The 12,064-nt window shown below is 37.1% G+C and carries 12 protein-coding genes and 1 tRNA gene; 8 read left to right on the top strand and 5 right to left on the bottom strand.

From position 1 onward, the window contains the following. The first annotated feature begins 67 nt into the window (after positions 1-67). Positions 68-2,263 carry a DNA helicase RecQ gene (gene recQ, locus FLB_RS00875; protein ID WP_064714085.1) on the top strand — a complete coding sequence of 732 codons (2,196 nt, stop codon included), beginning with the start codon at positions 68-70 and terminating at the stop codon, positions 2,261-2,263. 81 nt (positions 2,264-2,344) lie between these two features. On the opposite strand, the gene FLB_RS00870 is transcribed toward recQ, so the two are convergent. Beyond that, complete coding sequence (locus tag FLB_RS00870) at positions 2,345-2,584, bottom strand: hypothetical protein (RefSeq protein WP_064714084.1); 240 nt, start codon at positions 2,582-2,584, stop codon at positions 2,345-2,347. A gap of 1,000 nt (positions 2,585-3,584) precedes the next feature. Here FLB_RS00870 and FLB_RS00865 point away from each other — a divergent pair. Continuing rightward, positions 3,585-5,147: an NAD(P)/FAD-dependent oxidoreductase gene (locus FLB_RS00865; RefSeq protein WP_064714083.1), complete on the top strand. Its 1,563-nt coding sequence runs from the start codon at positions 3,585-3,587 to the stop codon at positions 5,145-5,147. 308 nt (positions 5,148-5,455) lie between these two features. Here the strand turns inward: FLB_RS00865 and FLB_RS00860 are convergent, their stop codons facing one another. From FLB_RS00860 to msrB, 4 genes are all read right to left on the bottom strand, one after another. Next, positions 5,456-5,929: a nuclear transport factor 2 family protein gene (locus FLB_RS00860; RefSeq protein WP_064714082.1), complete on the bottom strand. Its 474-nt coding sequence runs from the start codon at positions 5,927-5,929 to the stop codon at positions 5,456-5,458. 6 nt (positions 5,930-5,935) lie between these two features. Further along, positions 5,936-7,249 (bottom strand): amidohydrolase, encoded by a 1,314-nt coding sequence (locus FLB_RS00855; RefSeq protein WP_064714081.1) that lies wholly within the window; start codon positions 7,247-7,249, stop codon positions 5,936-5,938. A gap of 92 nt (positions 7,250-7,341) precedes the next feature. After that, positions 7,342-7,962, bottom strand: coding sequence for a peptide-methionine (S)-S-oxide reductase MsrA (gene msrA / locus FLB_RS00850; RefSeq protein WP_064714080.1), 621 nt, complete (start codon positions 7,960-7,962; stop codon positions 7,342-7,344). Between the two features lie 9 nt (positions 7,963-7,971). Further along, positions 7,972-8,523, bottom strand: a complete 552-nt coding sequence (msrB, locus tag FLB_RS00845) for a peptide-methionine (R)-S-oxide reductase MsrB (RefSeq protein WP_064714079.1) — start codon at positions 8,521-8,523, stop codon at positions 7,972-7,974. Positions 8,524-8,947: 424 nt separating this feature from the next. Between msrB and idi the strand changes: the two genes are divergently transcribed. The 6 genes from idi (at position 8,948) to FLB_RS00815 (ending at position 11,903) form a co-directional block, all read left to right on the top strand. Beyond that, positions 8,948-9,475 (top strand): isopentenyl-diphosphate Delta-isomerase, encoded by a 528-nt coding sequence (idi, locus tag FLB_RS00840; protein ID WP_064714078.1) that lies wholly within the window; start codon positions 8,948-8,950, stop codon positions 9,473-9,475. 29 nt (positions 9,476-9,504) lie between these two features. After that, a complete protein-coding gene (locus tag FLB_RS00835; protein WP_064714077.1) occupies positions 9,505-9,915 on the top strand; it encodes a 6-pyruvoyl trahydropterin synthase family protein in 411 nt (136 codons plus the stop codon). 26 nt (positions 9,916-9,941) lie between these two features. Continuing rightward, positions 9,942-10,409 carry a peroxiredoxin gene (locus tag FLB_RS00830; protein ID WP_064714076.1) on the top strand — a complete coding sequence of 156 codons (468 nt, stop codon included), beginning with the start codon at positions 9,942-9,944 and terminating at the stop codon, positions 10,407-10,409. A 47-nt stretch (positions 10,410-10,456) separates the two neighbouring features. After that, positions 10,457-11,425 (top strand): type I phosphomannose isomerase catalytic subunit, encoded by a 969-nt coding sequence (locus FLB_RS00825; protein ID WP_064714075.1) that lies wholly within the window; start codon positions 10,457-10,459, stop codon positions 11,423-11,425. 69 nt (positions 11,426-11,494) lie between these two features. Continuing rightward, the gene (locus FLB_RS00820; protein WP_064714074.1) at positions 11,495-11,761 is read left to right on the top strand and encodes a hypothetical protein; all 267 of its coding nucleotides are present in this window, start codon (positions 11,495-11,497) and stop codon (positions 11,759-11,761) included. Between the two features lie 68 nt (positions 11,762-11,829). Continuing rightward, a tRNA-Thr gene (locus FLB_RS00815) sits at positions 11,830-11,903 on the top strand. Positions 11,904-12,064: the final 161 nt, after the last annotated feature.

The following is a 12,064-nucleotide window of genomic DNA, read 5'->3' as shown; positions in this document are numbered from 1 at the left end:
TTGTATCTACAAAAGATTTTTGTACCTTTAGTGATGCAAATTTATACAAATTACCACATAATAAAGAATGAATTCAAACGAAATTGATATACACAAAGAATTAAAAAAGTATTTTGGCTTCAGTCAATTCAAAGGATTGCAGGAACAAGTCATAAAAAGTCTCTTGAATAAAGAGAATACTTTTGTAATTATGCCAACTGGTGGAGGTAAATCGCTTTGTTACCAATTGCCTGCTTTAATTCTCGACGGAACAGCAATTGTAGTGTCTCCATTGATTGCTTTGATGAAAAATCAAGTAGATGCTATCAGAAGTTTGTCGTCTGATAACGGAGTAGCGCATGTATTAAATTCTTCATTGACCAAAACAGAGATTGCCCAAGTTAAGAAAGACATTACCTCAGGAGTGACTAAGCTATTATATGTGGCGCCAGAGTCTTTAACCAAAGAGGAATATGTACAGTTTTTGCAACAGGTTCCGCTCTCTTTTGTAGCCATTGATGAGGCACATTGTATTTCAGAATGGGGACATGACTTTAGACCCGAATATCGAAATTTACGACATATCATAAAGCAATTAGGAGAAGTACCAGTAATTGGGTTAACGGCTACGGCCACTCCAAAGGTACAAGAAGACATTCTGAAAAATTTAGATATGTCTGATGCGGTAACCTATAAAGCGTCATTTAATAGACCCAATCTTTTTTATGAAGTACGCACCAAAACCAAAAACATAGAGTCAGATATTATTCGATTCATTCGTCAACACAAAGGCAAATCAGGGATCATCTACTGCTTAAGTCGAAAAAAAGTAGAATCCATTGCCGAAGTACTCCAAGTAAATGGCATTAGTGCCGTTCCTTATCATGCAGGTTTAGATGCAAAAACTAGAGCGAAACATCAAGACATGTTTCTAATGGAGGATGTGGATGTTGTGGTAGCTACAATCGCTTTTGGAATGGGAATTGACAAACCGGATGTGCGTTATGTTATTCATCATGATATCCCAAAATCATTAGAAAGTTATTATCAAGAAACGGGTCGTGCCGGTAGAGATGGAGGAGAAGGACACTGCTTGGCGTATTATTCTTATAAAGATGTCGAAAAATTAGAAAAGTTCCTGTCGGGTAAACCGGTGGCTGAACAAGAAATTGGTTTTGCTTTGCTACAAGAAGTCGTGGCCTATGCCGAAACATCCATGTCGAGACGTAAATTCTTATTGCATTATTTTGGTGAAGAATACGACAACGAGACCGGAGAAGGAGGCAATATGGACGACAATGTTAGGAATCCAAAGACAAAAGTAGAAGCCATGAATGAAGTGGTCAAACTGCTTGAAGTGGTAAAAGAAACCAAACATATTTATAAATCTAAAGAAATTGTTTTTACCTTAATTGGTCGCGTCAACGCAGTGATTAAAGCGCATAAAACAGATACACAGTCTTTCTTTGGAAGTGGTGCCGATCATGATGAAAAGTTTTGGATGGCTTTGTTACGCCAAGTCCTGGTAGATGGATTGTTGACAAAAGATATTGAAACTTACGGTATTGTAAAAATCACCAAAAAAGGACTCACCTTTATTAAAAAACCTGAATCTTTCATGATGTCTGAAGATCATGAATACAATGAGTCCGAAGATGAGGCTATTGTGACCGCAGCCAAATCATCAGGAACAGCTGATGAAACGCTGATGGCCATGCTTAAAGAATTGCGAAAAAAAGAAGCCAAAAAATTAGGAGTTCCACCTTTTGTAGTGTTTCAAGATCCTTCTCTAGAGGATATGGCTTTAAAATATCCCATCTCGTTAGAGGAACTGACTAATATTCATGGAGTAGGGGAAGGGAAAGCGCGTAAATATGGTAAAGCATTTGTTACATTAATCCAACGTTATGTAGAAGATAATGATATTGTTCGTCCAGACGATTTAGTAGTGAAATCCACTGGTGTCAATTCAGCCAACAAATTATATATTATTCAAAACATTGATAGAAAATTGGCGTTAACAGATATAGCTTCCGCCAAAGGACTTACAATGGGTGCATTAATTAAAGAAATGGAACAAATCGTATATTCCGGTACTAAATTAAATATCAATTATTGGGTAGATGAACTGTTGGATGAAGATCAGCAAGAAGAAATTCATGATTATTTCATGGAATCCCATTCAGACAATATTGAGGAAGCATTAAAAGAATTTGACGGCGATTATGATATTGATGAGTTGCGATTGATGCGCATTAAATTCATTAGTGAAGTAGCGAATTAAATTTTCAAGTTCCAAAATTTTAAATTCCAAATTCCAATGACCGTTAAGGTTATTGGAATTTGGAATTTTCGTTTTTGGGATTTAGTTTTCATAAACTTCCCCTCGATGAGGTTTCAAAGCATCACGCACTGGAATCATATCTCTTTCTTCTACAACCATGAAAGCAATAGCATGCATTTCGCCATAGGTTTTAAATCCAGTGATGTCAAGGGGTAGCTTTTCGATTTTGATAAATTCTTTCAAATGGATTTCGTGATGTTCGGCGGTTTTGGCAGAAGAGGGGCCGCGAAAATCCCAAATTAATTTTATTTGTCTAGTCATTTTTTTTGATTTAAAAGGAGGTCACAAAACTACAAATACTTATCCGAAGCGTTGGTATAAAATCGACCGATCCGACAACGGATTAAAATTTGTTGCAGCAAAATCCATTCGTTTCGCAGGAACTAGTAGAGGTGCAAAAAAGAGTCGTAGACTCGACCGATGTTGTAGCGCTGGATTATAATGCAGAGGAAATATAGCAATTGAATTTTCCTCACAGATTACACAGATTTTCACAGATTTAAAAAAAAAAGTAGTATTTTGTTGTTTTTTAGGAATGGTTTGAAATGTGTTTAAACAAAATCCATTCGTTCCCCAGGAACTAGTAGAGGTGCAAAAAAGAGTCGTAGACTCGACCGATGTTGTAGCGCTGGATTATAATGCAGAGGAAATGTAGCAATTGAATTTTCCACACAGATTACACAGATTTTCACAGATTTAAAAAAGTTGTCTTAATCGTTTTTTAGTAATGGTTTGAAATGTGTTTTAACAAAATCCATTCGTATCGCTCGAGCTAGAAGAAGTACAAAAAAGAGTCGTAGACTCAACTAATATTGTAGCGCTGGATTTTAATCCAGCACAAGAAAAAGATGCCAATTGATTTTTTTACACAGATATTCAAAAAAGAGCAATAAGATTGAAGGATTTCATGGTGTAACTTATACGCCCTTAAATGCCATATATGGTTTTAAATGCACACACTTAGTTTCAATTAAAAACCCCTATGCCTTATATTTTTAGCGCCCCTTGCGTAACCCTTTGCGCTCCTTGCGGTTAATTTTTTTTTAAATTTTGATAAGGATTTTAGTAGAATTTATATGCCTTTAAATGCCTTATTTGGTTTAAAAACACAAAAACTCCCATGACTTATATGTTTTTTTTTTTTTTTTTAGAACCTCCAGTCGTTTTTCATTCTAATTCTAAAAATTGATTTCAAAATAGTACTTTTGTACCCTGAGTAAACGAAGGCGTTTTGCTCTAAAAATTGAAGTATTCAGATACCATGCCACAAGAACTCCTATTACAAGTTGCTCCCGAAATTGCTGCTAGCGAAACGTTACTACATGATTATTTGTCTCGACAATTAAAAATATCGGCTAAAGAAATTCAGCAGGTTACTATTGTAAAACGTTCTATTGATGCGCGTCAAAAAGCTGTCAAAATCAATTTAAAGTTGATGGTTTACTTAAAAGGAGAACCTTTTTTGGAACAAAAAATAGCTTTGCCAGACTATAAAAACGTAGCGAATGCACAAGAAGTGATTGTGGTGGGTGCAGGACCTGCTGGACTTTTTGCGGCACTTCAATTGATAGAACTGGGTTTGAAACCTATAGTTATTGAACGCGGAAAAGATGTTCGCGGCCGACGTAGGGATTTGAAGGCCATCAACAGAGATCATATTGTAAACGAAGATTCGAATTATTGTTTTGGTGAAGGTGGAGCAGGAACCTATTCGGATGGAAAATTATATACACGCTCTAAAAAAAGAGGCGACGTGAATCGAATATTAGAATTATTAGTGGCTTTTGGAGCAACACCTGATATTTTGGTCGACGCCCATCCACATATTGGAACCAATAAATTACCGCAAATCATTCAAGACATTCGCGAGAAAATTATCGAATGCGGCGGTCAAGTGCTTTTTGAAACTAGAGTTGCAGATATTATTATAAAAAGCAATGAAGTTCAAGGAGTCATCACTCAGGATGGCACTATCATTTCAGCTAATAAATTAATTTTAGCCACAGGCCATTCGGCACGAGATATTTTCGAGTTGTTAGATAAAAAGAAAGTTTTTATTGAGGCAAAACCGTTTGCACTTGGCGTTAGAGCCGAACATCCTCAGTCGTTAATAGATAGCATTCAATATAGTTGTGATTACCGAGGTGAACATTTACCACCAGCGCCGTATTCTATCGTAAAACAGGTAAATGGTCGTGGGATGTATTCGTTTTGTATGTGCCCAGGAGGTGTAATTGCACCCTGTGCCACTAGCCCTGGTGAAGTGGTGACCAATGGTTGGTCGCCCTCTAAAAGAGATCAGCATACGGCCAATTCTGGAATTGTAGTCGAATTGAAATTGGAGGATTTTAAACCCTTTGAAAAATTTGGAGCACTTGCTGGCATGGAGTTTCAAAAGAGTATTGAACAAAAAGCATGGCAATTGGCGGGTCAGACGCAAAAAGTGCCTGCACAACGTTTAGTCGATTTTACCCAAAGTAAAACATCCTCTGATATTCCTAAGACATCTTATGTTCCAGGAACAACATCAGTGGAATTGGGACAGGTTTTTCCAGGATTTTTAACCCAAATTTTGCGTCAAGGATTTTCAGAATTTGGAAAATCAATGAAAGGCTATGCTACAAACGAAGCGATTTTGCACGCTCCAGAATCTAGAACCTCTTCGCCTGTGCGAATTTCAAGAGATAATTATACGTTAGAACACCTTCAAATTAAAGGATTGTATCCTTGTGGAGAAGGAGCGGGGTATGCAGGCGGCATTATTTCGGCAGCGATTGATGGTGAGAAATGTGCTTTGAAAATTGCTGAGGTATTGAAAAATTAAATGTTGTGGTTAGCTGAGAAAGGCAATGTCATTAAGTTAAGGAAAATAGACTTGATTTTGTCATTCCGACAAAGGAGGAATCTCACAAGCTGTTCGTATTATGTGATTCTTCGTTCCTCAGAATGACAAAAAAAAATGCTTAGCTTTATGCTATTTTGCGTGAGGGATAGGAGCAAAGTACCAATGTACTGCGGATAGCCCGACAGCATAAAACAAAGGGGCCGACTCACTACTAGGATGAGTTGGCCCCTTTGTTTTATGGTGGCACGCCCTGAATATGATTAAAATTGATTTATGACGAATGCGTTTTAATGGTCATAACTTATCATTCGTGAAACTTTCCATTGATTGCCTATTTTTTTCCAAATCGCTACAAATTTAAAGGTGCCTACTTCTTCTTTTCCGTTTTCGATATGTCGGAATTGATGTTGGGCTACTTCAATGGCTCCAAAATCTTTTATGGGATGTACTTCAAGGCTTCCTTTGACTAACGTTCGAGTAAGTTTGTTTTCGTTTTGGAACATTTTTTCAAAATTGGCAAAAACAGTGTCATACGACAAAAAACCACCATTGTCTTGGTACCATTCTAAGTCTTCGGTAAACAGGGGTTTAAATTTAGACATGTCTTTTGCGTTGAAAGCCTCAAAAAGTTGAGTGTCCATAGCTGCGATTTCATTGTACAACTCTTGTGAAGTTGGGGCTACTTTTTTTTCTTGCGCTCGTGTAGTTGTGATTACAAAGAAGCTACAGCATAGGTAAATTAGGAAAGGATTGATTTTCATAAAAACTTATTTTTTGGAATTGGTTTTCATTTCCATATAATCCAAGGTGAGATGGGCCATGCTGGTCATGCCTAAAACAAAGCTTCCTTCGTCTATATAAAAATCAGGGGTATGATGTGAAGGCATGTCACTGGCTTTTTTTCCTTTGGGCATTCCTCCAATAAAATAAAACAATCCTGAAATTTTAGCTTGATAAAAGGAGAAATCTTCGGCTCCAGTTAAGGCTTCGGTTAGATGAACGTGGTCTTTTCCTGCGGCTGCTTGCAAAGTGGGAAGCATTTGTTCCGTAAGCGAAGGTTCATTATAAGTGATTAATGTTTTTTTAGCAATGCTTACTTCTGCGCTAGCTCCAGCACTTTCGGCTATATTGGTAGCAATGGTTTTGATTCTTCCATGAATGAAATCTTGGGTTTCGGAATCCAGAGTTCGAATCGTACCACTCAGCGTCAATGATTCGGGGATGATGTTGCTTCGAACGCCCCCATTTATTTGCCCAACGCTAACTACAGCGGCATTTTGGGTTAAATTCACATTGCGGCTTACGATGGTTTGTAGTCCCAAAACAATTTGGGAGGCGGTAACAATAGGATCTATCGATTGCCAAGGGTAAGCACCATGCGATTGTTTTCCGTTGACTTGTATGGTAAACCAATCAGAGGATGCCATAGTGCCTTTGGGGCGGTACTTAATTTGACCCACTTCGGTTTGTGCATTAATATGAAGACCAAATATCACATCTACTTTTGGGTTAGTCAGAACGCCTTCTTTTACCATTAACTCAGCGCCGCCTTCTTCTCCTTCTGGTGGGCCTTCTTCGGCGGGCTGAAAAATGAATTTTACAGTGCCTTTAATTTCATTTTTTATAGAGGCTAAAACTTCAGCCGTTCCCATCAGCATGGCTACATGCGTATCATGTCCGCAAGCATGCATCACGCCAACAGCTTGTCCGTTATATTCGCCCATAACTTTGGAAGCAAAAGGCAAGTTGACACGTTCTTTTACGGGAAGTGCATCCATATCGGCTCTAAGTGCTACTACCGGTCCTGGTTTTCCTCCTTTTAGAATGCCAACAACTCCGGTTTTTGCGACTCCTGTTTGGACTTCAATTCCCAAAGAACGTAAGTGTGCCGCGATGGTTTCGGCGGTTTTAAATTCTCTGTTGCCTAATTCTGGATTTTGATGAAAGTCGCGTCGCCAGTTCACTACTTTTGATTCTAGACTGGCCGCTTTTTGAGCGACTTTAGTTTTTAATGCTTGGTTTTGTGCCTGCCCACCAATTGAAGATAGCGCAAAACCCAGACATAAAAGTGTTTTTTTCATGGGGTTGGTTTTTGGTTACCAACAAATATAGCGAAAGGAGTAGTGAATAGGTTGGTTGGAAGACCAAAAAAAAGCCGATACTTCGGCTTTATTTAGTTTTTAGATTTCAATCGGCTTTTGAATACTTTTTCAAATTTTTCTAATTTGGGTTGAATCACCATTTGACAATAGGGTTGATTGCTGTTTTTTTCATAATAATTTTGATGACTCTCTTTGGCTTTATAAAAACCAGTTAATGGTTCTAAGGTAGTAACAATAGGACTATTGTATGCTTTTGCTTTGGTCAACGCTTGAATAATTTGTTGACCTGCTTTTTTTTGGCCTTCATTTTTATAAAATATAGCAGAACGATATTGAGTACCTACATCCGCACCTTGACGATTCAAAGTTGTGGGGTCATGTACCGTAAAAAAGACCTTGAAAATCTCATTTAGGTTGGTGACGGCTGGATCGAAAGTGATTTGAACTACTTCGGCTGCTCCAGTGTCACCTGACGACACGGCTTCATAACTCGGATTTTTAACGGTTCCTCCTGCAAAACCTGAGACTACTTTTTCAACCCCCATTAGGTTTTCATATACCGCTTCAACACACCAATAACAGCCACCGGCCAAAACGATGGTGTCCAATCGAGAAGGTGAGGAGGGAAGTGCTTTTTTTTGAGCAAATCCAAAAGTAGTGGCCAAAAGACTAAGGAACATTATTTTTTTCATAGCGTGAGTTTATTTAGTGTTGGGTACAAAATCTAAAGAAATAGCATTCATGCAATAGCGTTTTCCTGTTGGAGCAGGTCCATCATCAAAAAGATGACCCAAATGACTGTCACAACGACCACAATTGGCTTCTATGCGTTGCATTCCATAAGAGTTATCGGCTTTGAACGTAATACTCTCTTTGTTTTCTTGTTCAAAAAAACTGGGCCATCCACAACTGCTTACAAATTTTTGATTGGATTGAAATAACAAATAACCGCAAGCAGCACAGTAATAGGTGCCTTTGGTTTCCGAATTCCACATCGTTCCGGTAAAAGCTCTTTCGGTATCGGCTTCACGAGCTACGGCGTACAAATCTGGTGAAAGCACTTTTTTCCATTCTGAATTTGGAATAGTGATTTTTTGGGTATCGGTATTGGAATAATAAGGATTCTCGGGTTTGTGAAGGACTTCTTTCATAGGTGTTGTTTTAGATGTTTTAGAATTCGATGAGGTAGTTTGCCCGCAAGCCTGAAAAAGTAGGCTGTTTAGGGCTAAGAATAGAATGAGTTGTTTTTTCATTTATTTTGGTTTTAAAAGATAAAAGTAGTGGCTTATTAAGTCGTCAATTGTCTTGAGGTTTACAATTAGAATTGTTTTGTAACACATTTAACTTTTGTTCATCTATATTGTGGATTTAAGGGAACAGGATCTTAAAATAATCAATACTTTTGAAGAGTAAAATGCTTTTTATTTTAATGATGGCAATAAAAAAAAGTAAAGGAAATACCTTTAGCATATACACCAAAAAGCCTCAATGGTACATCATAAAGTACTTTGTTGGTGTAGATGAGCCTATTCAAAGATACAAAAGTTAAGGATTCGTAACAGCAGGATGGAGGAATTACCAATTCATAAAAAGAAAAGGTTTCAACAAAACGAAAGTCAACGTTAAAGCGCTATGTTTTTCTAATCATTTTTGTACTTTTGAGCAGTAATAGTATTTATGGAAGAAGAAAAAGTTATCTTAGTCAACGAACTAGACGAACCCATCGGTCTAATGCCTAAATTAGAGGCGCATCAAAAAGCAAGGCTACATCGTGCATTTTCTGTTTTTATCTTGAATGATAAAAAAGAAATCATGTTGCAGCAAAGAGCCCAACACAAATACCATTCACCTTTACTTTGGACCAACACTTGTTGTAGTCACCAAAGAGAAGGGGAAACCAATGTGCAAGCAGGAAAAAGACGTTTGTATGAAGAAATGGGCTTCAAAACCGAAATTAAGGAATTGTTTCATTTTATATACAAAGCACCTTTCGATAACGGATTGACAGAACACGAGCTGGATCATGTAATGGTAGGCTATTATAATGAGGCACCCGAAATTAATCTTGAAGAGGTAGAAGATTGGAAATGGATGAATATTGAAGAGGTAAAAAAGGATATGCTAATCCATCCAGAAAAATATACGGTATGGTTCAAAATTATTTTTGATGAATTTTACCATTTTTTAGAAGAGCACACCATTTAGTTTCTTTAAATCAAAATCAAAAACACCGTATGAGAGTAACTTTATCTCGAAAAGCACATTTTAATGCTGCACATCGTTTGTATCGAAAAGATTGGACTTTTGAACAAAACGACGCCGTTTTTGGGAAATGTAATAATCCTAATTTTCATGGTCATAATTACGAATTGATTGTAAGTGTCACCGGCGAAATAGATCCTGAGACGGGGTATGTGTTGGATGTGAAATTTTTGACCGACATTATAAAAGCCGAAGTAGAAGATCAAATGGACCACAAAAATCTAAATTTAGACGTCCCTGAATTTGAAAATCTTAACCCAACTGCGGAAAATATTGCAGTGGTAATTTGGAATAAGATAAGAGCCAAAATGAATAGAGATTTAGATTTAGAAGTAGTGCTCTATGAAACCCCTCGTAATTTTGTAACGTATAAAGGAGAATAATAATTAAAAGAAAGGAAGTTTTACTTATGACAATTGAATTAGGCGATTTATTGCCCCATTTTACAGCATTAGATGCACATGGAAACACATTTGATTCGAGAGATTATGTAGGAAAGAAACCATTAGTTATTTATTTTTATCCCAAAGATAATACGCCAGGTTGCATTGAGCAAGCTTGTGGGTTTAGAGATAGACATCAAGAATTTAAAGATTTGGAGGCAGAAATTATAGGTGTTAGCAGTGATTCGGTAGATTCTCATGTTGCATTTGCCAAGCAATACCAACTCCCATTTATTCTGTTATCAGATGGGGACAAAAGTATTAGAAAGTTGTTCGGAGTACCCTCAGGATTGTTAGGTATTCTGCCCGGACGCGTAACTTATGTAGTAGATAAGGAAGGAAAAGTAATTTTGGTCTTCGATAATAGTATCAATGCCACAAAACATATTTCCAAAGCACTTGAAGCAATTAAAGCAATTGGCTCAAATCAATAATATAATAGCCATTCAAACAAAATGAATAGGCGATATTTAAAAAAAAAATGCAAAAAAAACTATATCCCTTACAATTTGACCCAATTTTAAAAGAACGCATTTGGGGAGGTGAAAAACTCAAATCCTTATTAAATAAACCAATTGTTTCTTCAATTACTGGTGAAAGTTGGGAATTGTCTACTGTCGAAGGAGATTGTAGTGTGATAGCCAATGGCGATTTAAAAGGGACTACTTTAATGCAAATTATCGAAGAACAACCCCTAGACGTATTAGGGACACGCGTTTTTCATAAGTTTGGAAAACAATTCCCCTTGCTTTTTAAATTTCTAGATGCCCGAGAGGATTTGTCGATTCAAGTACATCCCAATGATGCCTTGGCCAAAAAGAGGCACAATTCCTTTGGTAAGACCGAAATGTGGTATGTCATGCAGGCCGATCCAAAATCACGCTTGATTGTTGGTTTCAAAGAAGATTCCAACCCCACAGAGTACCTTCAAAAATTAGAAAGCAAAGAAATATTGACCATTCTAGATACGAAAGAGGTTCAAAAAGGTGACGTATTCTTTTTGGAAACCGGTACGGTTCATGCTATAGGGGCAGGGTTAGTGATTGCCGAAATCCAACAAACTTCTGATATAACGTATCGTTTATACGACTTTGATCGCAAAGACGCACAAGGAAACACTAGAGAATTACATGTTGATCTAGCATTAGAGGCGATTAATTACAAGAAAGTAAACACCCAGAAGGAATATTCTAAAACGAGTAACCATTCTAATGGGGTAGTAGTTTGCCCTTATTTTACGACCAACTTCATTCCGCTCGATGGGAAAATGGAGGTAACAAAAGATAAGGAATCATTTACAGTGTATATGGTAGTCGAAGGTAGTTGTATGCTTAAGATCGATGATGAAGAATATGATTATAAAACTGGAGATACCGTTTTGATTCCTGCTGCGCTACAGTTGTTTACCCTAAGCGGAAAAGCTTCTATTTTAGAAATTTACATTTCATAGTTCGTAATCAAAAGATTATGTGTACTTTTGCAAACGCAAATTTTAATACACTATATAAATTAAATAAAAATGGCAAACGTTAAGAATTTAAAGAAAGACATCAACTACGTTTTAGGAGATATTATTGAGGCAGTTTACTTGTATGAATTAACAACTACAGGGAAACCAACAGAAGAAACGAACGCTTTAATTGACGAAGCTATTGCTGCTTTTGATGCTTTGATCGCAAAAGTGAACCAAAAAAATGTAGAAAGTAAAAAAGCGCATTTCAAACAAATTAATTTGGAGTTAGAACAAGCTGCAAATCAATTAATTGCCAAAATCAACGAATTGTAGATAAAAAAAAGTCTGAATTTGTTTTGGATAATACAAATTCAGACTTATATTTGCACCCGAAATAAGACGCCAGCGTAGCTCAGTCGGCTAGAGCAGCTGATTTGTAATCAGCAGGTCGTGGGTTCGAGTCCCTCCGCCGGCTCTAAAGAAAACCATCTAAGTAATTAGATGGTTTTTTCGTTTTATAGTTGATTTTAATTTTGTGTCAAAACTTTCTAGATTTGTTTTGGAAATTTAAATTATGTAGCTATATTTGCACCCGAAATAAGACGCCAGCGTAGCTCAGTCGGCTAGAGCAGCTGA

The organism is Flavobacterium succinicans, from assembly GCF_001662485.1.
Taxonomy (GTDB): Bacteria; Bacteroidota; Bacteroidia; order Flavobacteriales; family Flavobacteriaceae; genus Flavobacterium; species Flavobacterium succinicans_A.
The sequence above is the reverse complement of the archived record's forward strand: the minus strand, read 5'-3'. Positions and strand labels throughout refer to the sequence as shown.

What these genes read in the sequence shown, in the direction of transcription:
- recQ (WP_064714085.1), top strand. Translation starts at nt 68, where the DNA reads ATGAATTCAAACGAAATTGATATACACAAAGAATTAAAAAAGTATTTT.
- FLB_RS00870 (WP_064714084.1), bottom strand. Translation starts at nt 2,584, where the DNA reads ATGACTAGACAAATAAAATTAATTTGGGATTTTCGCGGCCCCTCTTCT.
- FLB_RS00865 (WP_064714083.1), top strand. Translation starts at nt 3,585, where the DNA reads ATGCCACAAGAACTCCTATTACAAGTTGCTCCCGAAATTGCTGCTAGC.
- FLB_RS00860 (WP_064714082.1), bottom strand. Translation starts at nt 5,929, where the DNA reads ATGAAAATCAATCCTTTCCTAATTTACCTATGCTGTAGCTTCTTTGTA.
- FLB_RS00855 (WP_064714081.1), bottom strand. Translation starts at nt 7,249, where the DNA reads ATGAAAAAAACACTTTTATGTCTGGGTTTTGCGCTATCTTCAATTGGT.
- msrA (WP_064714080.1), bottom strand. Translation starts at nt 7,962, where the DNA reads ATGAAAAAAATAATGTTCCTTAGTCTTTTGGCCACTACTTTTGGATTT.
- msrB (WP_064714079.1), bottom strand. Translation starts at nt 8,523, where the DNA reads ATGAAAAAACAACTCATTCTATTCTTAGCCCTAAACAGCCTACTTTTT.
- idi (WP_064714078.1), top strand. Translation starts at nt 8,948, where the DNA reads ATGGAAGAAGAAAAAGTTATCTTAGTCAACGAACTAGACGAACCCATC.
- FLB_RS00835 (WP_064714077.1), top strand. Translation starts at nt 9,505, where the DNA reads ATGAGAGTAACTTTATCTCGAAAAGCACATTTTAATGCTGCACATCGT.
- FLB_RS00830 (WP_064714076.1), top strand. Translation starts at nt 9,942, where the DNA reads ATGACAATTGAATTAGGCGATTTATTGCCCCATTTTACAGCATTAGAT.
- FLB_RS00825 (WP_064714075.1), top strand. Translation starts at nt 10,457, where the DNA reads ATGCAAAAAAAACTATATCCCTTACAATTTGACCCAATTTTAAAAGAA.
- FLB_RS00820 (WP_064714074.1), top strand. Translation starts at nt 11,495, where the DNA reads ATGGCAAACGTTAAGAATTTAAAGAAAGACATCAACTACGTTTTAGGA.